Raw genomic sequence first — 21,843 nt, 5'->3', positions numbered from 1 at the left:
TCGACCCTTTCGCAAAGGCTCGGCCCAGCCGGCACGCGAGACGTTACCTGCCGGTCCGTCCATGAACAACCTTCGGAAAACTGCGCCAGCTATGGAGAAACACGAATGTCACGAACCTATTCACCGGCAAATCGGTCGATGCCAGAGAAATCCGCTGAGCCGCTCACCGTGCGTCACACAGGACCGGGAAAACAGGTACGAACGTCGGATCACCGGTCGGCGGATCAGGCGTCCACGGCGAACTCCAACAGGGTCAGGCCCCCGGTGCCGCGATACGTCCCGACCGGCTTCAGACCCGCCGCCGCGGCCAGCGCCACGTGCTCGGGCACGCCCCGCTCGCGGCCACCCACCAGCACCAGCATCTGCAGGTCGTACGGCGAGCGGTGCGGCACGTACGGGTCGGTCGGCAGCACCTCCACCACCAGCACCCGACCGGTGCGCCCGGCCGCCTCGGCGCACCGGCGCAGGATCGCCGTGGCGTGCCGGTCGCTCCAGTCGGTCAACGCCCGGGACACCACGTACACGTCCGCGCCGGCCGGCAGCTCGGCGAAGAAGTCCCCGACCACGGTGTCGACCCGGTCGGTCAGCCCGTGCGCGGCGAACGTCGCCGTCGCCGTCGCCACTGGCTCACCCCGGTCGACCAGGGTGCCCCGCAGGTGCGGGTGGGTCGTCAGCAGCTCCCGCAGCAGCCCGCCGGCACCCCCGGCGACGTCGGCCACGTGACCCACCCGCTGCCACGGGTAGAGCGCCGCCACCTGCGGCGCGGTGAACCGCTGCTGGCTGAGCATCAGCGCGTCGAAGTAGGCCCGGTAGGACGGGTGCGCGTCGAGGTCGGCCCAGAAGTCCCGCCCGTGCACCGCCTGGTAGCCCGGCCCGCCGGTGCGCACCGCGTGCGGCAGCCCGGTGTAGGCGAGGTCCATCCGCGCCCCGAGACCGTCGAGGTCGAGGTAGCCGCCGTGGCCGCCGCCGTCCCGCTCGCAGAGCAGCTCGCCGACGTCGGTCAGCGCGAACACGTCCGGCTCGGTCTCCGCGAACACGCCCCGGTGGACCAGGTAGCGCAGCAGCCGGCCCAGCGCGTCCGGGTCGGCGTCACAGGCGGCGGCCAGCTTGTCCAGGCCGGTCACCCCGGCCGCGATCCGCTCCGGCACCCGCAGGGTGACCGCCGTGCGTACGGCGAACGGGGTGGCCAGGTCGGTCAGCCGGCCGAGCCGGGCCGCCGCATCGTCATCGGTCGAGGTCTCGATCGTCACCGGGACAGCCCCCCGTCGCGCCGCGCGTCCACGATGGCCGTGGCCTCCGCCGGCCCGAATGCTCCCAGGGACGGCACGACGGCGTCAATATCGACGGTGGAGATCCCATTCACCGTCGTGGAACAATGCGCCGACGGGCCCGGGTGCCCAGACCGGAGGAAGCACCGATGACCACGTCCCTCGTGCCGCAGGTACGGCTCGTCGCGGGCGCCCTGGGCGCCGAGGTCCACGGCATCGACCTGAACACCCTGACCGACGAGGGTTTCGCCCACCTGCACCGGCTGCTGCTCGCGCACCAGGTGGTCTTCGTCGCCGGGCAGACCGGGCTGACGCCGCAGGCGCACATCGCCTTCGGCCGACGCTTCGGCGAGGTCGAGCTGCACCCGTACCTGCCCCGGCTGGAGGGGCACCCGGAGATCGTCCTGATCGACTCCGAGGACGGCGGGAAGGTCGACGTCTGGCACACCGACATGACCTTCCACCAGAGCCCGCCGATCGCCTCGATCCTGCACCTGGTGCAGCTGCCCGAGACCGGCGGCGACACCATGTGGACCAACCAGTGCAAGGTGTACGAGGCGCTCTCCGCGCCGCTGCGGGACCTGCTCGACGGCCTGACCGCCATCCACGTCATCCGGATCGGCACCGAGTTCACCAGCCGGGCCGAGCACCCGGTGGTCCGGGTGCACCCCGAGACCGGCCGCCGCTCGCTGTACGTCAACCGGCTGTTCACGTCGCACATCCCGCAGTTGAGCCGCAACGAGAGCGACGCGCTGCTGGAGTACCTCTTCGCCTTCTCCGAGGGCCCCCAGTTCACCTGCCGGTACCGCTGGCGGGTGGGGGACGTCGCGATCTGGGACAACCGGGTCACCCAGCACTACGCGATCAACGACTACGCGGGCGTCCGGCGCGGGCAGCGGATCACCGTGCTCGGCGACCATCCGACCGGCGACACGCCCCGGTGGGACCACTACGTCGCCGCGCCCGGTCAGCGTTACTGGCCGGACCGGGTCAACGCGGTGGAGAGCTACTGACCGTCCGCGCCGGCGGGCGGCGTCCGCCCGCCGGTGACCGGCGCGGCGACCTCACCAGGTGACCGGGAACGACGCGATGCCGCCGTTCATCCGGTCGTGCCGCCAGGGGATCTCGTCGAGCGGCACCGCGGGGGCCAGCCCCGGCAGCCGCCGCAGCAACTCGCCGATGGACGACTCCACCTGCATCCGGCCCAGCGCGGTGCCCAGGCAGAAGTGCGGCCCGAAGCCGAAGGTGAGGTGCGGTGCGGTCGGCACCCGGTCGATGTCGAACACGTTGGGGTCGGGGAAGACCCGCGGGTCGCGGTTGCCGACCCACGGGATCGCCATCACACAGTCCCCGGCGCGCATCGCCACCCCGCCCAGGGTGAGGTCCTCGCGGACCACCTGGACCCGGAACATGCTGCTCACCGAGGTGTAGCGGAGGATCTCGTCGGTCGCCGAGGAGAGCTTGCCCGGGTCGGCCCGCAGTTTCGCCAACTGCTCGGGGTGCTGGAACAACGCGCGCAGCCCGGCACTCGTCGAGTTGATCTCCAGCCCGCCGAGCAGCACCCCCATCGCCAGCTCGACCAGCTCCGCGTCGTCGAGTTCGTGCGCGTCCCGGCCCAGCACCCAGGCCGAGAGCAGGTCGTCGCCGGGGGTCACCCGCTTGCCCGCCAACTGTCCCGCCAGGTACGCCCGCAGCTCCGCCTGCGCGGCGGCGGCGTCGGCCGAGCCGTACGCGGTGACCGAGTTGAGGCCCTCGATCCAGCCGTAGAACCGGGGCCGGTCGGCCACCGGCACCCCCAGCACGTCGCAGACCACGTGGACCGGCAGCGGCGCCACCAGCGCGGCGACCAGGTCGGCGGGGCGGGGCCCGGCCAGCAGGTCGTCGATCAGCGCGTCGACCAGCCGGCGTACCCGGGGGCGGAAGGTGTCGATCCGGCGGGCGGTGAACGCCCGGCTGGCCACCCGGCGCACGACCGCGTGCGCCGGACCGTCCATGTTCAACTCGCGGGGGCCCGCGCCGTCGGGCGTCCCGGTCGCGCCGAGCGGCAGCCGGGAGAACCGGGGGTCGGCCAGCACCGTGCAGCAGTCCTGGTAGCCGAGCACCAGCCAGGCCGGCCGGCCGTCGGGCAGCCGCACCCGGCTGACCGGCTCGGACACCACCATGTCGAGCAGTTCGGCGGGCAGGTCGCCGGTGAACGGCGCAAAGGGGTAGTCCCGCAGCTCCGAGACGACGGTCATGGCGAGCTACCCACCTGTCGGTCGGCGGTCCACATCGGGCACCGGTAAGACTCGGCCATCGGTACGGCCGGCGTCAATATCCATTGGTCCGGGTGACGATCTTCCGGGTACGGACACCCATCGCCTAGCATCGGTGCACCAGGACTGCCGGGTGGTACGCGCGGATGGGTCGGACTTGACTGCGGCTTTGCGGATTCTGCTGACGACGTGGGGCTGGCGGTCGCATTTCTACGGCCTCGTGCCGCTCGGCTGGGCCCTCCAGGCGGCCGGCCACGAGGTGCGGGTGGCCAGCCATCCGGCGCTGGTGCCGGCGATCACCTCGGCCGGGCTGGCGGCGGTGCCGCTGGGCGCGGACGTCGACTTCGCCACGGCGTTCGCGGGCCGGATCGGCGCGGTGGGCGCCCTGGACCGGGCCACCGACGACGACACCCCGGACGACACGGTCGAGCCGGCGATCACCGCCGACGGCGGGGTGGTCCGGTTCGCCGACGCCCTCCTCGACGACCTGGTCGGTTTCGGCCGCTCCTGGCGACCGGACCTGATGGTCTGGGAGCCGTTCAACCTGGCCGCCGCAGTGGCCGCCGCCGCGCTGGGCGTACCCGGGGTGCGGCACCTGTGGGGGCCGGACTCCTCGGTGACCCTCCGGCTCGACCCGGAGCCGGTGCTCGGCCCGCTGGCCGGCCGGTTCGGGCTCGCCGCGGCCGACGTTGACCTCGCCGGGGTGCTGACCCTCGACCCGGTGCCGCCCCCGATGCAGGTGCCGGCGACCGGCCCGACCCGGCCGGTCCGGTACGTGCCGTACAACGGCCCGGCCGTGCTGCCGGCCTGGCTGCACCGCCCGGCGGACCGGCCCCGGGTCTGCGTCACGGCGGGCACCATGATGGCCGGGGCCGGGCTGGACGACCGGCTGGACCTCCCCCGGGTGGTGCGGGCCGTGGCGGGGCTGGACGTGGAGGTCGTCGTGCTGGTCGAGCCGGCCCAGCAGGCGGCGCTCGGCCCGCTGCCGGGCAACGTCCGGCTGGTCGACAGCCCGCTGGCCCTGCGGCTGGTGCTGCCGACCTGCGCCGCGCTGGTGCAGCAGGGCGGCGCCGGGACCACGATGACGGCGCTCGGCCTCGGGGTGCCGCAGCTCGTCCTGCCGCAGGTCAGCGACCAGCACTTCAACGCCGAGCGGCTGGCCGCCACCGGGGCCGGCACCTGGCTGCCGGACGCGCGGGCCGCCGACGACGACACGCTCCGCGCGCTGGTCGGCGAGCTGATCGCCGACGGCCCGTGGCGCGCCGCCGCCGCGCTGATGCGGGACCGGGTCCACGCGATGCCCACCCCCGCCGAGGTGGTGCCGGCGTTGGTGCACCTCGCCGCGGGCACCCGGAGCTGATCCACCGTCAGACCACCCTAGGAGTCGCAGATGACGCAAGAGCCCATCCCGTACCCGCTCGCTCCGGCTCCCACGATCTACCACCCGTCACCGGACTACACCCGGCTGCGGGAGACCTGCCCGGTGGCGCCCGTCGCGCTGCCCGACGGCGGGAAGGCCTACCTCGCCACCCGGCACGCGGACGTCCGCCGGGTCTTCACCGACCAACGGTTCAGCCGGGCCGCCGCGGCCGGGCCGGACCGCCCGACCCGGGAGCTGGGTTCGCTCGCCGAGGACTCGCTGATCGGGATGGACCCGCCCCGGCACACGACGATGCGCCGGGCGGTGTCGCACGCGTTCACCGTCCGCCGGGTGGAGGCCCTGCGCCCGACGGTGGCCGCGCTCGTCGACCGGATGATCGACGACCTGGTGGCGGCGGGCCCGCCGGCGGACCTGATCCCCCACCTGTCCGCGCCGCTGCCGATCTACGTGATCAGCAAGCTGTTCGGCATCGCGGAACAGGACCAGGACCGGGTACGCGAGTGGTCCGACGCGCTCGTCGGCGACTGGGACGCCGACCCGGCGGCCCCGCAGGCCGCCCTCGACGCGTTCGGCGAAATGATCGTCGCGCGTCGCCGCGAGCCGGGCGACGACCTGATGAGCGCCCTGATCGCGGCCTGGGACGAGCACGACGACCTCACCGAACGGGAACTCGTCTCGGTGACCGCCGGCATCTTCGTCGGCGGCCACGAGACCACCACCAACCAGCTCAACCTGTTCCTGCTCGTGCTGGCCCGGCACCCCGAGCAGCTCGCCGGCCTGCGCGGCGACGACCCGGTCGCGGTGGCCCGGGCGGTGGAGGAACTGTCCCGCTTCATCCAGCTCGGCGACAACGGGGTGCTGCTGCCCCGGGTCACCACCGAGGAGGTGGAACTGGGTGGGGTGTGCCTGCCGGCGGGCACCCCGGTGCTCCCGGCGATCGCCTCGGCAAACCGGGACGCGTCGGTGTTCGCCGGGGCGGACACCCTCGACCTGACCCGGGCCGACAATCCGCACCTGGCGTTCGGGGCCGGCCCGCACCACTGCCTCGGCGCGGCGCTGGCCCGGATGGAGTTGCAGGAGGCCCTCGGTGCGCTGCTGCGCCGGCTGCCCGGCCTGCGCCTCGCCGTGCCCGAGGAGGAGCTGCGGTTCAGGCCCGGCCTGGTGGTACGCAGCCTGGAGGCGCTGCCGGTGACCTGGGACCGGGTCGAGCGGTGACCCTCCCCCGGGCCGTCGACCGGTGACCGGCGCCGCGGCGGTCACCGGGTCGTCCGGCGGCCGGTGACCGGCGCGCGGGCGGTCAGCCGGTGATCCGGGTCGGTGCCGCCGGGTCGAACGCCGCCTCGACGGCCACCTCCTCCACCCCGCGCAGCAGCGCCTCGGCCTGGGCCTCGGTGAAGCAGCCCAGGTCGAAGATCACCTGGAGGAAGATGGTGTCCGGCTGGTCCTCGACGGTGATGAACGCCTGCTCGGGCAGGTGGTCGAGGGTGCCGTCCCAGACCAGGAACGTCTCGCCCGCCCGGCGGCGGATCTGCTCCGGGGTCACCTCGGCGGCGCGGGCGGCGGCCTCCGCCGCCTGCCGGGTCACCATCCGCCGGTCGTTGATCCGGAGGGTCACCCGGGCCGGGTAGCCACGCTCCCCGTCGAGCCGGGCGGCGGCCTCGGCGAGCTGCCCCGGGTCGTAGTAGGCGTACATGCCGGCGGCGACGGAGGCGTGCCGGGCCCGGGTCACCACCTCGTCCACGGTGGTGTCGGTGGTGTCCACGGTGAGCACCCCGTTCTGGCTCAGCGGGGCGATCGCCTCGGCGAACCCCGGCCGGAACCGGTTGCCGACGATGAGTTTGGCGGTCAACGGGCTGACCCCGGTGGCCCGGCCGACCGCCACGGCGATCACCGCGAGCAGCACCCGGGAGGTGTCCGTCCGGGTACGTCGGGCGATGGCCTGCACCGCCAGGTAGGCCGCCGGTGAGCTGAACCGGCCGTGCCAGAACCGCCGGCCGTGCCGCCCGGCCGGGTTGGTGACCTCGCCGAAGGTCGAGGGCGGGAGGTCGCGCAGGTGCGCCTCCCAGTGGCGGACCGCCCGGTCGCTGACCCGGCGCAGCGGCGGGGTGCGCTCCCGCCGGCCGAGGTCGAGCAGCTGCACCGTACGCGGGTCGGGCGTCCGCCGGGCCGTCAGGTCCACCAGCCCGAGGTCGGCCATCACCAGGGCGGTCGCGGTGCCGTCGACGACCAGGTGGTCGAGGGTCAGCACCCGGTGCACCAGGACGCCCCGGTGCCGGATCACCGCCATCCGCACCGACCAGTCCCGGTAGAGGTCGTAGGGGGCCAGCAGCCGGGCGTGGGCCAGCTCGTAGCCGAACTTCGCCACGTCCGCCGGGTCGGCGTCGTCGGGGACGTCCAGCACGTCGAGGGCGATCTCCCCGTCGGCGGCGACCACCTGGCAGGGTTCGCCCCGCTCGTCGGTGCCCAGCCGCATCCGCAGCGCCGGATGCCGGCTCATCAGGTCACCGAGCTGCGCCGCGGCCTGCTCCACGGTGACCCCGGTCGGCACCGGGTGCGCGCCGCTGACGTTGTGCGTCCACCCGGTCTCCCGCATGTCCTGCATGATCGCCAGTTGACCCCAGGTCAGCGGCGCGGTCCCGGCCCCCGGGCCGGCGAACGGGACGAGCACCTGCGCCTCGGCGGTCTGCGCGAACATCGGTCAATCAGAGCAACGGAGATCGGCACGTGTCAACGTCGCAAATCGCCGCCGCCGGCCGGGCCGCGCGGCGGACGACGGGGCTAGGGTACGACCCATGCGGGAGACCGTCCGGATCTGGATCCTGTCGGCCCGGCCCGGCCCGGACGAGCTGGCCCGGTACGACGCGGTGCTCACGGCCGGCGAGCGCAGCCGGGCCGCGGCGCTCGGCCCGGCCGCCGCCCGGGACCGGTTCACCGTGGCGCACGGGGCGCTGCGGCTGCTGGTGGGCGCGGCCCTGGGCGTCGCCCCCGGACGGCTCGCCTGGCGGCGGGGGCGACACGGCAAGCCGACGTTGACCGAGCCCCGGGGCGGGCCACAGACCAGCCTGTCGTACTCCGACGACCTGGTCGCGGTGGCGGTGGGCGGTGACCGGGCGGTGGGGGTCGACATCCAGCACGTGACGCCGGGCCGGGACCCGGTGGCGCTGGCCGCCCGGTTCTTCGCCGCCGGGGAGGCCCGGCACGTCGCCTCGGGGCCGGACGTCGCCGGCCGGGCCGACCGGTTCGCCCGGCTGTGGGCCCGCAAGGAGGCGGTGGTCAAGGCGGCCGGGGAACGGCTCTGGCCGTACCTGGCGCTGCCGGTGCACCGGGGCGACGTGGTGGCCTGCGGCGACCCGCCGGGCGTACACCGGGTCACCGACGTCGCGACCCCGGCCGGCTACCGGGTCGCGGTGGCCCTGACCGGCGACGCGCCCTACGACACGGCGTCGTTCCACGGCCTCGACGGGCCGTCCGGACCGGTCCCGCGACCGGCCGGCTGAAGATCGCGACAGCCGTTGACACCCGCCGATCATGTTTGCTCTGATGGCTCCATGTTGGAGCGTGCGGTCCAGTGATAGAGCCCGACACGACCACCGCGCCGGAGCTGCGCGCGCAGGTCGTCGACACGATGGTCGCGCTGCTGACCCGGATGCTCCGACCGGAGGCCCCGGTCACCGTCGGCACGCAGCTCATGGACGAGCTGGGCCTCAGCTCCTCCCTCGCGCTGGAGCTGCTGCTCGAGATCGAGGACGAGCTGGAGATCCAGATCGACGTCGAGGATCTCGACGAGGACCGGATGGCCACCGTCGGCGACCTGGCCGACTACATCAACCAGCACTGCACCCCCCGCTGACGGCCCGCGACAGGGGCCGGCCGGTATCTTCCGAAGGAGTTCCATGGACCGGCCCCGCCTGAGCGTGGTGATCCCCGCCCACAACAACGCCGTCGCGCTCGACACGACGGTGGCGTCGCTGACCCGGCAGACCCTCCCGGCGCAGGAGTTCGAGGTCATCGTCGGCGACGACGGTTCGGCCGTCCCGCTGGCCCCGGTCGTCGAACGCTACGCCGACCGGCTGCGGATCGCCTGCGTGCGCAGCGAGACCAACCGGGGCCGCAGCGCCAACCGCAACGCGGCGGCGGCCCGCGCCCAGGCCGACATCCTGATGTTCCTGGACGCCGACACGGTCGCCCACCCCACCCTGCTGGCCCGGCACCGCGACCACCACGCCGCACGCGGCGGCCGGCCCGGGGTCCTGCTCGGCCAGCGCTACGACCTCGACTGGGCCGGTGCGGACGCGCTGCGCCGGGGCGAACCCGTCGGCCCGGAGCTGCTGGACGCCGAGCGGAGCGACCCACGGCTGGAGGACATCGCCCACCCGCAGCGCATCCGCGACTTCCCCAGCGCGCCCTGGGTGCTGGGCCTTACCCACAACGCCTCGGTCGACCGGGAGTCGTTCCTGCGGGTGGCCGGCTTCGACGAGGCGATGGTCAAGTGGGGGTTCGAGGACCTGGAGTTCTTCTACCGGGTCTTCCACCTGCACGGGGGCCGGCCCGACCTGTTCGAGCTGGACGTCGAGGCGACGTCGTACCACCTGCCGCACTTCCGCAAGACGTCCAACGGGCTCGCCTCGATGGACAACATGAAGTACCTGCTGCGCAAGCATCTGCGCTACGACGTCGAGGTGCTGTACGCGATCAACACGTTCGGCCGGCACCTGGGCCGCATCCGGCTCTACGGCCAGGCCATCGAGGCGTACCGGCGGGCGGGCCTGGGGCGGCCGGAGGCGCTGCCCGACGCGCTGCGCAAGGAGCTGGCCACCCGTACGGCGCTGGTGATCGGCAACGGGGTGTCCACCCTGGAGCTGGGCCCCGACTCGCAGACCTTCGACCACGACGCCCCGGCCGGGCCGACCAACGCACACCTGATCGGCACGGTGCTCCAGCAGTTCAAGGCCGGTGCGCTCGACGTGATCGTCAACGTCGACCTGTGGCGCTTCCTGCTCCCCGAGGACCTGCCGGCCTTCCTGACCCGGGGGCTGCTCAAGGCCGACCGGATCGAGCTGGTCTGCACCCACGCCCCGGTCGACCAGCGGGCGATGCTGCCGGTGCCCCTCGTGGCCGACCTCGACTACGTGACCGACATGCTGGACCAGCACTTCGCCGTCACCGTCGCCCGGCACGACGGGGCGACCCTGCTCACCGTCCGCTGAGGTCGCCCCGGGCGCGGTGCCGGCAGGGCGCCGCAGCCGCGACCGGGGGTGCGGCCGGGACGACGGTCAGGCCCCGGGCGGGCCGAACACCAGGCTGACGTTGTGGCCGCCGAAGCCGAACGAGTTGGACATCACCGTGGTCACCGCCACGTCACGCGGCTGCTTACGGATGTGGTCGAGGTCGTCGCCCGGGTCGGGGTCGTCGAGGTTGTGGGTCGGCGGGAGCAGACCGCGGCGCAGCGCCTCGACGCCGATCGCCGCCTCGATCACCCCGGAGACGCCGAGCACGTGCCCGGTGACCCCCTTGGTGGAGCTGACCGGCGGGCCCGCCGCGCCGAAGACGTCCCGCAGGGCGGCCACCTCCGCCGCGTCCCCCGCCTTGGTGCTGGTGCCGTGGGCGTTGAGGTAGCCGATGTCGTCGGGGCCCAGCCCGGCGTCCCGCAGCGCCGTGCGCATGCAGTGCGCCGCGCCCGACCCGTCGGGGCGGGGGGTGGTCGGATGGTAGGCGTCGTTGTTCGCGCCCCACCCGAGCAGGTCGGCGCGCCGCCGGGCACCGCGCGCCACCGCGTGCGTGGTGCGTTCCAGCACGAGCACCCCGGCCCCCTCGCCGAGGACGAGACCGTTGCGCCGCCTGTCGAACGGTCGGCTCGCCTCCGTCGGGTCCGACCAGCCGTGGGCGAGCGCGCGGGCGTTGCCGAACGCGTCGGCGAAGGTCGGGAAGAGCGGCGCCTCGCTGCACCCGCAGAGCACCAGGTCGGCCTCGTCGGCGCGCAGGATGCGCAGCGCCTCACCGATCGACTGGGCCCCGGCCGCGCAGGCGGTGCCGATCGACGAGGTGTAGCCCCGGATCCCGTGCCTGATGGCGATCCGCGCCGCGCCCATGTTGGGCAGGGTGCCGGGCAGCATGTACGGGCTGACCCCGAGCCGGCCCCGCTCGGCCCGCGCGAGGACCTGGGTCGCCAGGGTGGACAGGCCGCCGACGCCGGAGACGATCACGGCCACCCGGTACGGGTCGACGTCCCGGCCCACCTCGACTCCGGCGTCGGCCAACGCGTCCCCGGCCGCCCGCAGCGCCATCACCACCGCGCGGTCCACCACCCGGGACTCGGGGCCGGGCAGCACGCTGGCCGGGTCGATGTCCGGGCTGAACGCGGCGACGTCGACGACCCCGTGCACCGGGTGCCCCTCGGGTGGCCGGGTCAGGCCGGACCGTCCCGCGCAGACCGCGTCGAACACCTCGGCGGCGGTGCTGCCGACCGGGCTGACCAGCCCGATCCCGGTCACCGTCACGCCGGCACGCATGCGCGTCCCCCCTCGCCCCGCTGCACCGGACGCTTGATCGACCGCCTCCGGGGCGGCACGGCGGGCACGGTCAGTGTGCCGAGGTGGGCTGGACGCGGCCGGCCACCGTGCGGCAGAACTCGCCGACGGTCATCATCGCCAGTGCCTCGGCCTCGTCGTCGTCGAACGTCACCCCGAACTTGTCCTCCACCCGCACGGCCAGTTCGGCGAGGCCGAGCGAGTCGACGTCGAGACCGGCCGGACCGAACACCGTGTCGTCGTCGGCGCCCTCGATGTCGTACTTCATCTCGGTCAGCGCGGCGAAGAGGAACGCGCGGATCTCATCGGTCATGGTCGGGGTTTCCTTTCCGGAGGTCGGCGTCGGCGGACCCGGCCGCCGGTGGGACACGGGAGGCGTGGCAGTGGCCGGGGACGCGGCCGGGAACCAGGTGCGACGTCGGCGTGACCGTCGCCGCTCTGGTCACCGGAGCAGCCGCTCCGTTTCGATCGACCTTACTCAATCAAGACCGTTGCGCAAGGTCCACCCGGACGGTGCCGCCCGGCCGATCGGCCGCCGGATCGACGACCCGCACCGGGAGCCGATCGTGCCCCCGCAGCATGAGCTGCCGTGGCTCGCCGGGGGTCGCCGCGAGCGCCAGCGCCGGGAACCGGTCGAGCAGCCGGGGCAGGGCGAGCCGCCCCTCCGTCCGGCCGAGCGCCGCACCGACGCAGTAGTGCGGCCCGGCGCTGAACGCCAGGTGCCGGTTGTCCGCCCGGGACGGATCGAACACGTCCGGATCGGGGAACCGTCGCGGGTCCCGGTTGGCCGCGCCGGTCAGCACCAGTGCCGTCCGTCCACGGGGGACGTCCACCCCGGCGACCTCGGTGTCCTCGGCGGCGTAGCGCACCGCGAAGTGCACCGGCGGCTCGTAGCGCAGGATCTCCTCGACGTACGCCGGGGCGAGGGACGGGTCGGCACGCAACGCGGCCAGCGCGGCGGGCCGCGCCAGCAGCAGGGTCAGCCCGCTGCCGAACAGGTTGGCGGTGGTCCGGAACCCCGCGTTGTACGTGACGATCAGGTTGGCCAGCAGCTCCGCCTCCGACAGCTGGTCGGGGCGTTCGGCGCGGAGGCGGGCCAGCGCCGAGACGAGGTCGTCGCGGGGTTCCGCCCGGCGGGCGGCGAGCAGCGTGGTGAAGTACCCGGCCAGTTCCTCGGCGGCGCGGTTGGCGGCGCGGATCTCCCGGAACGAGCGCGGCCCGATCTCCAGCACCGCGTCGAACGCCCGCACCCGGGACGGGAACCAGGCCCGGTCGGAGTGCGGCACCCCGAGCAGCTCGCCGACGACGGCGCTGGGCAGCGGCAGGGCGAACGCCGCCATGAAGTCCACCGGCCGGCCGGCCGCGCCCGCCTCGGCGAGCCCGTCGAGCAGCCCGTCGGTGATCCGCACGATCGCCGGTTCCAGGGCGGCGACCCGGCGGGCGGTCAGCGCCTGGCCGAACAGGTGACGCACCCGCGCGTGGTCCTCGGCCGGGGCGTTGAACATGCTGGCCTGGAGGGTCCGCAGCACCGCGTGGTCACGCCAGCGGACGCCGGCGCGGTCCAGGTACTGCGCGTCGAGCACCCGGAAGACCGGGTCACGCAGCACCCGCTGGGCCGCCTCGTACCCGTGGACCACCACCGCGTGCGGTGCCGTCGGGGCGAGCGCGACCGCCTCCCCCAGCTCGTGCAGCCGGGCATAGTACGGGTACGGATCGCGTCGGACCTCGTCACCGAGCAGCTCGTCGAGGGATACCGGGAACCCCATGGCGCTCCTCGTACGGCGGGCACGGGCGGAGGATGCCGTGACGATAGACGCATCGACGGCGGCCTGTCCACGGTCGGCCTCCCGTCGGACCGGCTCGGCCTCCCGCCGGGCCGGTGCCGGACCTGGGTGTGACAGTGGGGACGCCGCCGGACAGGTAGGGGGTGGAACGGCCGACCGAGAGGTGCACATGAGCAGTGCTGATGACGGCGTACGGGAGCGACGATTCCGCTCCCTGCACGCCGCGACATACCCGGACCTGCTGCGGTTCGTCCAGCGGCGGGTCCCACCCAGCGAGGCCGAGGACGTCGTCTCGACGGTCTTCCTCACCGCCTGGCGACGGTTCGACGACCTCCCCGCCGACGCCCGTCCGTGGCTGTTCGGGGTGGCCCGCCGCACGATGGCGAACCACACCCGGGGCTGGCTGCGTCGGCAGGCCCTGGACGTGCGGCTGGTGGCGGCGGACGGGCCGGCGTACGGGGACGACACGGTCGACGCCGCCGCCCGGATCGACCTCGACCGGGCCTGGCGCAGCCTGCGACCCGCCGACCGGGAGGTGCTGGCGCTGGTGGCGTTCGACGGGCTGACCGCCGGGCAGGCGGCCACCGTGCTGGGCTGCCGCCGTTCGACGTTCGCCATGCGGCTGGGCCGGGCCCGGGAACGCCTCCGGGCCGCGCTGGAACCGGCCGCCGCCCGCCCGCACGCCCTCACCGTCTTCAAGGAGCAGCAGTCATGACGGATCTGGAACGCCTCGCCGCGTTGGACCCGGCGCGTGGGGTCCAGCCGACCCCGGCCGACTGGGAACGGGCCACCGCGGTCGTCGACGGGATCGTCGCGGGCCGGGCCGTCGCCCGCCCCGCACCGGCACGCCGCACGGTGACCAGGCGCGGGGTGGTCGGCCTGGTCGCCGCCGGGGCGCTCGCGGTGGTGGGTGCGGTCGCGGTGCCCGCGCTGCTACCTGGGCCGATGGACCGGGCCTTCGCCTCCTGGACCCCGGTGCCCGGCGCGCTCACCGGCGAGCAGGTCATGCCGCAGGCCCGCCGGTGCGCCGAGAGCGGGGTGGGCAGCGACCCGGGGGCACCGGTCGGCCCCTCCGACGTGCTCCTGGCCGAACGTCGGGGGGTGGCCACCCTGCTGATCCAGCGGCGTGGCTCGGGCGTGATCGAGTGTATGAGCGTGGACGACGGCCGGCCGGCCGCGATGACGTTGGCGGACGGCCCCCTGCCGCCCCCCGCCGCCGGCACCGTCAACGTCGAGACACGCAGTTCGGTCGGCTCCGGCCGCGACCAGTACTCCAACGCCGTGGGTCTGGTCGGCCCGTCGGTCACCGGCGTCGACCTGGTCCTCGCCGACGGCAGGACCATCCGGACCAGCACCGGGGGCGGGTGGTGGGCCGCGTGGTGGCCGGGGCCGGAGGGCGGCGAGGTCGGCAGCATCACGGTGGTCGTGCACCGCCCCGCCGGCTCCACCACCCACCGGATCGAGGACCTGTGACCGGCGGCCCGGCGTACGGCGTGGTGGGCAACGCCGTACGCCGGGCCGGCGGACCGCCGGTGCCGCGCGGGGCGGGCCGGCCCGCGCGGTGCGCCGGCCGCCGTCGGGTGGGCGGGTCGGGCCCGGCCGGTCAGGAATCGAGAAGCCGTCGGCCCGCGCCCGGTCGTAGCCTTCTCGCAGGTGGCCGGCAGGGTGCCGCGCCCCGTCCGACCAGCGAGGGAGACCGCGTGGCCACGAAGAAGCCGACCACCACGTCCGACGGCGACACCAGCGGGGAGGCCGGGGACGGGTTCACCGCCGAGGAGCGGGCCGCGATGCGGGAACGCGCCGCCGAGTTGCGGGCCGAGGGGCGCAAGGGCGCCAAGAAGGCCGACGGCATGCAGGCGGTCCTGGACCGGATCGCCCAGATGGCCCCGGCGGACCGGACGCTCGCCGAGCGGGTGCACCTGACGGTCAGTACGGCGGCTCCGCAGCTGTCGCCGAAGACCTGGTACGGGATGCCCGCGTACGCCAACGAGGACGGCAAGATCGTCGTGTTCTTCCAGGACGCCGGCAAGTTCAACTACCGGTACTGCACCCTCGGCTTCCAGGAGGCGGCCCACCTCGACGACGGCGACCTGTGGCCGGTGTCGTACGCCCTGCGGGCGTGGAGCCCGGAGGTGGAGAAGCGGGTCCGGGACCTGGTGACCACGGCGGTCTCCTGACGGCCGCCGGTCGGGCGGGGCGGGTGTCAGCGCCCCGCAGGCGGGTAGGCGGGGTGGATGACGCCCACCAGCAGAGCCCTGATCGCCGGTGCGGCCGGCGCGTCCGCCCTCAACGCCGTCACCTACCTCGACATGGCGCTGCGGGCCCGGCCGGCCAGCAGCGCCGCCGAGGACAGCGCCGGCCGGCTCGCCGACCTGGCCCACGTCGACCTCGGCGACCAGCGTACGGCCGCGAACCGCCGGTCCGGGCTCGGGCCGCTGCTGGGCTACGCCACCTCGGTGGCCGCCGCGGCGGGGTACGCGGCGGCGGGCGGTCGCCGGCTGCCGCTGGCCGTGTCCGCCCTGGCGCTGACCGGCCTGGCGATGGTCGGCTCCAACGGCCCGCTGACCCTGCTGCGGGTGACCGATCCCCGGACCTGGTCGGCCACCGACTGGATGACCGACCTGGTGCCGCACCTGGCGTACGGCGCGGTCACCGCCGTCACCCTGCGCGCGCTGCGCTGATCACGGGTGACGGCCGGCACCGGTGTGTTTTGCGCCAGGATGCCCGGGTAGGGGAGGAACACCCGATCCCCGCTCCGCGAAGAGGTGCCACCCAGATGGAATCCCGCAAGCCGACCGAGGTCGTCAAGGACGTGGTGGACGCCGCAGCCGAGAAGGTGTCCCACCTGATGACCCCCGAGGTCCCCGGAGCGCCGGGCAGCGCTCCGCCGACCGTCGACGAACCCACCACCCCGCACGACCCGCTGCCACCCAGGAAGGAGCAGGGCGCACCGCAGACGCGTACCCCGACCGGCGCGGCCACCGGCGCACCGACCGTCGCCAACGGCCAGCAGGGTGCGTTCCTCACCACCTCGCAGGGTGCCCGGCTGCGCGACACCGACCACTCCCTGAAGGCCGGCCCGCGCGGCCCGACGCTGCTCCAGGACCACCACTTCCGCGAGAAGATCACCCACTTCGACCACGAACGCATCCCGGAGCGGGTGGTGCACGCCCGGGGCGCGGGCGCGCACGGCGTCTTCACCGGGTACGGCGCGCAGGAGGTGACCCGGGCCGGTTTCCTGCGCAAGGGTAAGGAGACGCCGGTGTTCGTCCGGTTCTCCACCGTCCTGGGTTCCCGGGGCTCGGCCGACACCGTGCGGGACACCCGGGGGTTCGCCACCAAGTTCTACACCGACGAGGGCACCTTCGACCTGGTCGGCAACAACATGCCGGTCTTCTTCATCCAGGACGCGATCAAGTTCCCGGACATCATCCACGCCGGCAAGCCGCACCCGGACCGGGAGATCCCGCAGGCGCAGAGCGCCCACGACACCTTCTGGGACTTCGTCTCGCTGCACACCGAGGCGCAGCACCACACCATGTGGAACATGTCCGACCGGGGCATCCCACGCTCGTACCGCACCATGGAGGGCTTCGGGGTGCACACGTTCCGGCTGGTCGACGAGGCCGGGGCGACGGTGCTGGCGAAGTTCCACTGGAAGCCGAAGCTGGGCGTGCACTCGCTGGAGTGGGAGGAGGCGCAGCTGCTCAGTGGCATGGACCCCGACTTCCACCGGCGTGACCTCTACGACGCCATCGAGGCCGGGGCGTACCCGGAGTGGGAACTCGGCCTCCAGGTCTTCCCGGACACCCCGGAGGAGACCTTCGCCGGCATCGACCTGCTCGACCCCACCAAGATCGTGCCGGAGGAGCTGGCGCCGGTGCAGCCGGTCGGGAAGCTGGTGCTCAACCGGACGCCGACGAACTTCTTCGCCGAGACCGAGCAGGTCGCCTTCCATCTCGGCCACCTGGTGCCGGGCATCGACGTCACCAACGACCCGCTGTTGCAGGGCCGGCTCTTCTCGTACGTCGACACGCAGCTCACCCGGCTGGGCGGGCCGAACTTCTCGCAGATCCCGGTCAACCGGCCGCACGCGCCGGTCAACGACATGCTCCGCGACGGGTTCCACCAGCACGCCGTGCACGCCGGGGTCGCCCCGTACCGGCCGAACTCGCTCGACGGGGGCAACCCGTTCCCGGCCGGGGACGCCGAGCACGCGTTCGTCGACGTGCCGGTGACCGTGGCCGAGGCCCCGAAGGTCCGCGCCAACCCGGCCTCCTTCGACGACCACTTCAGCCAGGCCCGGCTGTTCTGGCTGAGCATGTCGCCGGTGGAGCGGGAGCACATCGTCCGGGCGTACACCTTCGAGTTGGGCAAGTGCCACCACCAGGCGATCCGGGAACGGCAGGTGCAGTGCCTGGCCAACATCGACCCGGTGCTCTGCGCGCAGGTGGCCACCGGTCTGGGCCTGCCGACGCCGGAGCCGACCGTGCCGCTGGCCGACGTCGCGCCCAGCCCGGCGCTGTCCCAGCTCGGCCGCACCTGGCCGGCCGACGGCCGGACGGTCGGCATCGTGGTCGACGCCGACACCGGCACCGACGACGTCGAGCAGGTACGCCGGGAGGTGTTCGCCGCCGGCATGGTGCCGCTGGTGATCGCCGCGCACGGCGGTACGGTGGGCGGCCTGACGGTGCAGCGGACCTTCGCCACCGGCCGCTCGGTCGAGCTGGACGCGCTGCTGCTGGCCGGGGCCCCCGCGCCGGCACCGGACGCGCTGCCGGCCCTGGACGCGAAGGCCGGCGCGGCGGACGCCGGCGTCGTCGACCCCCGGGTGCTGCTGCTGGTGCAGGAGTGCTGGCGGCACGCCAAGGTGATCGGCGGTTGGGGCGCGGGCGTGCGGGTGCTGGAGCTGGCCGGGGTGGCCGGCGCGGCGGGCGTGGTGGCCGGTGACTCGCCGACCGGCGTGCTCGCCGACGCGCAGACCCTGCTGGCCGCGCACCGGGTCTGGGAACGTTTCCCCGCCTCGGTCTCCTGACCGCACGGCTCGTCGACGGGGGTGTCCGCACCGGACGCCCCCGTCGCGCTCTGCGCATCCGTCCCACCGAGGGCCGCCGATGAACGGGGTTGCCGGAAGACCGTACCGTCGTGCTGTGGCCACCGAGGCAGAGCTCTCCAGCCGTGGTTTCGTGATCATCATGTTGGGCGTCGGCGTACTGCTCTGCTGCGGCGTGCCGGCCGGCAGCGTCTACCTCTACCGCAAGGACACCCGGGACGAGCCCGGCATCCGCGCCGCCGCCGACGCCTACCTGTCCGCCGTGGTCAGGCATGACTACAACGGCGCGTACGACATGTTGTGTGCGGCCGACCGACGCCGGGAGTCGCGGGCGGACTGGCTGGACCGGCCGGCGGCCGGGTACGGGGTGACCGGGTTCCGGATCACCGACGTGACGATCGAGCGTCCGAGCGAGACACCGACCCTGCGGTGGGTGACCGCCGAGGTCACCTATTCGGACCAGGCACCCCGGACGGTGCACCTGAACATCGAGCAGCAGGACGGCGACTGGAAGGTGTGCGGCCCGGACGTACGGTGACCGGCCCCCGGCCGCGCGGGCGCGGGCGGTACGGCCGGGCGGTGCGGGCGCGGGCGGCGTGGGCCGACCCCGGGTGCGGTCGACGGGCGCGTATTGACGGCAGATGTCAGACGAATTACGTTTGCGATCGTCGATACATTTCCTATCGTGGCCTGCACCCCGACGAGGAGCGTGCACATGTCCAGACGCAGAATCGCCCTGCTGTTCCCGGTGCTGCTGGCGGCGAGCCTCGGCACCGCGGTGGTCACCGGTGCGGCGGTGCTCAGCAACGCCCCGCCCGCGCAGGCGCTGGAGAACGGCCTGGCCCGCACCCCGCAGATGGGCTGGAACGACTGGAACTCGTTCGGGTGCAACGTCAACGAGACGCTCATCCGGCAGACCGCCGACACGCTGGTCTCCAGCGGCATGGCCGCCGCCGGCTACGAGTACGTCAACATCGACGACTGCTGGTCGACCAAGCAGCGCAACGCCAGCGGCGACCTGGTCGCCGACCCGGCGAAGTTCCCCAGCGGCATGAAGGCGCTCGCCGACTACGTCCACGGCAAGGGGCTGAAGCTCGGCATCTACTCCTCGGCCGGGACGACGACCTGCGCCGGTTACCCGGCCAGCATCAACTACGAACAGCGCGACGCCAACCTCTGGGCGTCCTGGGGCATCGACTACCTCAAGTACGACAACTGCGGCGACCACCTCGGTCGCAGCGGGCAGCAGCGCTACACCGCGATGCGGGACGCGCTGGCGGCCACCGGCCGGAAGATCCTCTACAGCCTGTGCAACTGGGGCCAGGAGAGCGTGTGGACCTGGGGCGCGGCGGTGGGCAACTCCTGGCGCAACACCGGCGACATCGGCGGCAACTGGAACTCCATCATGGGCATCCTCGACCAGCAGGTCGGCAAGGACTCGTACGCCCGGCCCGGCGCGTGGAACGACCCGGACATGCTGGAGGTCGGCAACGGCCCCACCGACACCGAGTCGCGGGCCCACTTCAGCCTCTGGGCGCTGCTGAACGCGCCGCTGCTGGCCGGCAACGACCTGCGCTCCATGTCGGCGGCCACCCGGACCATCCTGACCAACACCGAGGTCATCGCGGTCAACCAGGACTGGGGCGGCCGGCAGGGCTACAAGATCAGCGACAGCGGTGACCTGGAGGTCTGGCGTAAGCCGATGTCCACCGGCGCGGTGGCCACGGTGCTGCTCAACCGGGGTGGCGGCACGGCCACGGTCGCCACCACGGCCAGCGCGCTGGGCCTCGGCAGCGCCTCGTCGTACGCGGTGCGGGACCTCTGGGCGCACAGCAGCTCGACGTCGGGCGGCACGATCAGCGCCTCGGTGCCGGCGCACGGCGCGGCCATGTTCCTGGTGACCGGCGGCGGCACTCCCCCGCCCACCACCCCGCCCCCGACCACCCCACCCCCGACCACTCCCCCGCCGACCACCCCGCCACCGGGCACGACGTCCGCCGTACGCAGTGTCTCCGCCGGCCGGTGCCTGGACGTCAACGGCGCGGCGCAGACCAACGGCGCGACCACCATCGTCTGGGACTGTCACGGCCAGGCCAACCAGTCGTGGACCTCGACCGGCAGCCAGGAGCTGCGGGTCTACGGCACCAAGTGCCTGGACGTCAACAACGCCGGCACCGCCAACGGCACGTCGGTGATCATCTGGGACTGCAACGGCCAGTCGAACCAGAAGTGGCGCTTCAACGCCGACGGCACCGTCACGGCGGTCGGCTCGGGCCGGTGCCTGGACCTGGTGGGCAACGGCACGGCCAACGGCACCCGTACCCAGATCTGGGACTGCAACGGCGCGACCAGCCAGCGGTGGAGTCGCAGCTGACCAGGTGCGCCCGGTAGCCGGGCAGCGGTCGACGACGCGCCGCCGTGGGCACCGCCCCGCGCGGCGCGTGGTCATCCCCGCGCGGCGAGGACCTCGCGCCGCGTGGCCGCGTACCCCCGGCAGCCGCTCCTGCGGCCACGCGGCGGCACCGAGCCGACGGACGGGTGAACGGGCGCGCTCCCGGTGGCGGGGCTAACCCGTGGGGGCGAAGGTGTCGTGCAGCGCCGGTTCCAGCGACCGGCCGGTGGTGGGTTCGACGAACAGCTCGGCCAGCAGCAGGTCGGCGAGGTGGGTGGGGTTGAGGCCCGCCTCCCGGCGCGCGAGGCCGTGCAGCAGGCCACCGCAGCCCAGCGCGGCACGTACGGCGGGGGCGGGTAGGCGGCCGACCCGACGCGGCTGGCCGACGGCGGCGGCGATCCGGGTCAGCATGGTCGCCCAGGTGAGGTTCTCGTCGGCGACCGGGACGTCCGCGTCGCGGGCCTGTTCGAGCGCGTCGGCGGCGACCTCGGCCACGCTGCGCGCCGAGGCGGCGGCGGTGCCGCCGACGGGGACCGCCAGCGGTGCCCGGGACCGTGCCCACCGGTCGAGCGGGCCGGCCCAGTTGGGCAGCCGGTCGCCGGCCCGGCCGAAGACGAACGGCAGCTCCAGGACGGTGACCGGGAGCTGCGGGCCGGCGGCGGCGCGGCCCTCGGCGGCCTGTTCCCGCCGGCACCGGATGTAGACGTGCCGGTCCGCCAGCCGCCACTGCGGATGCCGCCGGTCGAAGAAGGTGTAGTACGACCCGGTCAGGACCGCCCGGGTGAGGCCCTCGGCGCGGGCGGCGGTGAGCAGGCGTACCACCGGGTCGACGAGTTCGCGGCGCAGCAGCGGGTGGATCGGCCGGGGCAGCACCCGCTGCTCGTCGGCCCGGGTGGCGAGGACGACACCGTCGTGGCCGGCGAGCAGTGGCCGCAGGTCGTCGGTGGAGGCGGACTCGACGTCGAGCAGGTGGTCCACACCGGGCCGGGCGGTACGGGCCGCCGTGGTCACCGCGTGCCCCCGCCCGCGCAGCACCTCGACGACGTGCGCGCCGATCAGGCCGCTGCCACCCACCACGAGGATTCTCACGTCTCATCGTCCACTGCGGACCCGGCCGCTTGTCAAGCCACGCTCCCCCGCCGTCGGTCGACGCCGCCCGGTCCCGGTGGCCGCGCCGACGTCC

20 protein-coding genes are annotated in these 21,843 nt (G+C 74.1%); 13 read left to right on the top strand and 7 right to left on the bottom strand.

The window, feature by feature from the left end:
• Nucleotides 1-224: 224 nt before the first annotated feature.
• Nucleotides 225-1,250 (bottom strand): methyltransferase, encoded by a 1,026-nt coding sequence (locus tag H1A17_RS00405; protein ID WP_145918653.1) that lies wholly within the window; start codon nt 1,248-1,250, stop codon nt 225-227.
• A gap of 167 nt (nt 1,251-1,417) precedes the next feature.
• Here H1A17_RS00405 and H1A17_RS00400 point away from each other — a divergent pair, with 167 nt between their 5' ends.
• Nucleotides 1,418-2,281 carry a TauD/TfdA family dioxygenase gene (locus H1A17_RS00400; RefSeq protein WP_145918652.1) on the top strand — a complete coding sequence of 288 codons (864 nt, stop codon included), beginning with the start codon at nt 1,418-1,420 and terminating at the stop codon, nt 2,279-2,281.
• Between the two features lie 51 nt (nt 2,282-2,332).
• Here H1A17_RS00400 and H1A17_RS00395 read toward each other — a convergent pair whose 3' ends face one another.
• Complete coding sequence (locus tag H1A17_RS00395) at nt 2,333-3,505, bottom strand: cytochrome P450 (RefSeq protein ID WP_228542645.1); 1,173 nt, start codon at nt 3,503-3,505, stop codon at nt 2,333-2,335.
• Nucleotides 3,506-3,692: 187 nt separating this feature from the next.
• On the opposite strand from H1A17_RS00395, the gene H1A17_RS00390 reads away from it, so the two are divergent.
• Nucleotides 3,693-4,883 (top strand): nucleotide disphospho-sugar-binding domain-containing protein, encoded by a 1,191-nt coding sequence (locus H1A17_RS00390; protein WP_168222405.1) that lies wholly within the window; start codon nt 3,693-3,695, stop codon nt 4,881-4,883.
• Nucleotides 4,884-4,913: 30 nt separating this feature from the next.
• Complete coding sequence (locus H1A17_RS00385; RefSeq protein WP_145918651.1) at nt 4,914-6,119, top strand: cytochrome P450; 1,206 nt, start codon at nt 4,914-4,916, stop codon at nt 6,117-6,119.
• Between the two features lie 82 nt (nt 6,120-6,201).
• On the opposite strand, the gene H1A17_RS00380 is transcribed toward H1A17_RS00385, so the two are convergent.
• Nucleotides 6,202-7,599: a condensation domain-containing protein gene (locus H1A17_RS00380; protein ID WP_145918650.1), complete on the bottom strand. Its 1,398-nt coding sequence runs from the start codon at nt 7,597-7,599 to the stop codon at nt 6,202-6,204.
• 97 nt (nt 7,600-7,696) lie between these two features.
• Between H1A17_RS00380 and H1A17_RS00375 the strand changes: the two genes are divergently transcribed.
• The 3 genes from H1A17_RS00375 to H1A17_RS00365 all read left to right on the top strand — a co-directional run bounded on the left by H1A17_RS00375 (nt 7,697) and on the right by H1A17_RS00365 (nt 10,111).
• On the top strand, nt 7,697-8,401 hold the full coding sequence (locus H1A17_RS00375) for a 4'-phosphopantetheinyl transferase superfamily protein (protein ID WP_145918649.1): 705 nt from the start codon (nt 7,697-7,699) through the stop codon (nt 8,399-8,401).
• 71 nt (nt 8,402-8,472) lie between these two features.
• Nucleotides 8,473-8,754 carry a phosphopantetheine-binding protein gene (locus H1A17_RS00370; RefSeq protein WP_240762710.1) on the top strand — a complete coding sequence of 94 codons (282 nt, stop codon included), beginning with the start codon at nt 8,473-8,475 and terminating at the stop codon, nt 8,752-8,754.
• Between the two features lie 43 nt (nt 8,755-8,797).
• On the top strand, nt 8,798-10,111 hold the full coding sequence (locus H1A17_RS00365) for a glycosyltransferase family 2 protein (RefSeq protein ID WP_145918648.1): 1,314 nt from the start codon (nt 8,798-8,800) through the stop codon (nt 10,109-10,111).
• 66 nt (nt 10,112-10,177) lie between these two features.
• On the opposite strand, the gene H1A17_RS00360 is transcribed toward H1A17_RS00365, so the two are convergent.
• The 3 genes from H1A17_RS00360 to H1A17_RS00350 form a co-directional block, all read right to left on the bottom strand.
• Nucleotides 10,178-11,413 carry a beta-ketoacyl synthase gene (locus tag H1A17_RS00360; RefSeq protein WP_145918647.1) on the bottom strand — a complete coding sequence of 412 codons (1,236 nt, stop codon included), beginning with the start codon at nt 11,411-11,413 and terminating at the stop codon, nt 10,178-10,180.
• A 70-nt stretch (nt 11,414-11,483) separates the two neighbouring features.
• On the bottom strand, nt 11,484-11,744 hold the full coding sequence (locus tag H1A17_RS00355) for an acyl carrier protein (protein WP_145918646.1): 261 nt from the start codon (nt 11,742-11,744) through the stop codon (nt 11,484-11,486).
• 169 nt (nt 11,745-11,913) lie between these two features.
• Nucleotides 11,914-13,197, bottom strand: a complete 1,284-nt coding sequence (locus H1A17_RS00350; protein ID WP_194820710.1) for a cytochrome P450 — start codon at nt 13,195-13,197, stop codon at nt 11,914-11,916.
• Nucleotides 13,198-13,384: 187 nt separating this feature from the next.
• Between H1A17_RS00350 and H1A17_RS00345 the strand changes: the two genes are divergently transcribed.
• The 7 genes from H1A17_RS00345 (at nt 13,385) to H1A17_RS00315 (ending at nt 20,642) form a co-directional block, all read left to right on the top strand.
• Nucleotides 13,385-13,930, top strand: a complete 546-nt coding sequence (locus H1A17_RS00345; RefSeq protein ID WP_145918644.1) for an RNA polymerase sigma factor — start codon at nt 13,385-13,387, stop codon at nt 13,928-13,930.
• Complete coding sequence (locus H1A17_RS00340; RefSeq protein ID WP_145918643.1) at nt 13,927-14,688, top strand: hypothetical protein; 762 nt, start codon at nt 13,927-13,929, stop codon at nt 14,686-14,688. The genes H1A17_RS00345 and H1A17_RS00340 overlap by 4 nt, the downstream gene beginning before the upstream one ends.
• Nucleotides 14,689-15,002: 314 nt before the next feature.
• Nucleotides 15,003-15,392, top strand: coding sequence for an iron chaperone (locus H1A17_RS00335; protein WP_145922657.1), 390 nt, complete (start codon nt 15,003-15,005; stop codon nt 15,390-15,392).
• A gap of 57 nt (nt 15,393-15,449) precedes the next feature.
• Entirely contained in the window at nt 15,450-15,896 is a 447-nt protein-coding gene (locus H1A17_RS00330; RefSeq protein WP_145918642.1) for a hypothetical protein, read from the top strand.
• A gap of 95 nt (nt 15,897-15,991) precedes the next feature.
• Nucleotides 15,992-18,250 (top strand): catalase, encoded by a 2,259-nt coding sequence (locus H1A17_RS00325; protein ID WP_194820709.1) that lies wholly within the window; start codon nt 15,992-15,994, stop codon nt 18,248-18,250.
• A gap of 115 nt (nt 18,251-18,365) precedes the next feature.
• Nucleotides 18,366-18,806, top strand: a complete 441-nt coding sequence (locus tag H1A17_RS00320; protein ID WP_145918640.1) for a hypothetical protein — start codon at nt 18,366-18,368, stop codon at nt 18,804-18,806.
• A 177-nt stretch (nt 18,807-18,983) separates the two neighbouring features.
• Nucleotides 18,984-20,642, top strand: a complete 1,659-nt coding sequence (locus H1A17_RS00315) for a lectin (protein ID WP_145918639.1) — start codon at nt 18,984-18,986, stop codon at nt 20,640-20,642.
• Nucleotides 20,643-20,834: 192 nt separating this feature from the next.
• On the opposite strand, the gene H1A17_RS00310 is transcribed toward H1A17_RS00315, so the two are convergent.
• Nucleotides 20,835-21,749: an NAD(P)-dependent oxidoreductase gene (locus H1A17_RS00310; RefSeq protein WP_145918638.1), complete on the bottom strand. Its 915-nt coding sequence runs from the start codon at nt 21,747-21,749 to the stop codon at nt 20,835-20,837.
• Nucleotides 21,750-21,843: the final 94 nt, after the last annotated feature.

Source organism: Micromonospora sp. S-DT3-3-22, assembly GCF_015354745.1.
GTDB lineage: Bacteria > Actinomycetota > Actinomycetes > Mycobacteriales > Micromonosporaceae > Micromonospora > Micromonospora wenchangensis.
Note: the sequence above shows the minus strand (reverse complement) of the source record. Positions and strands in the feature narration are given on the sequence as shown.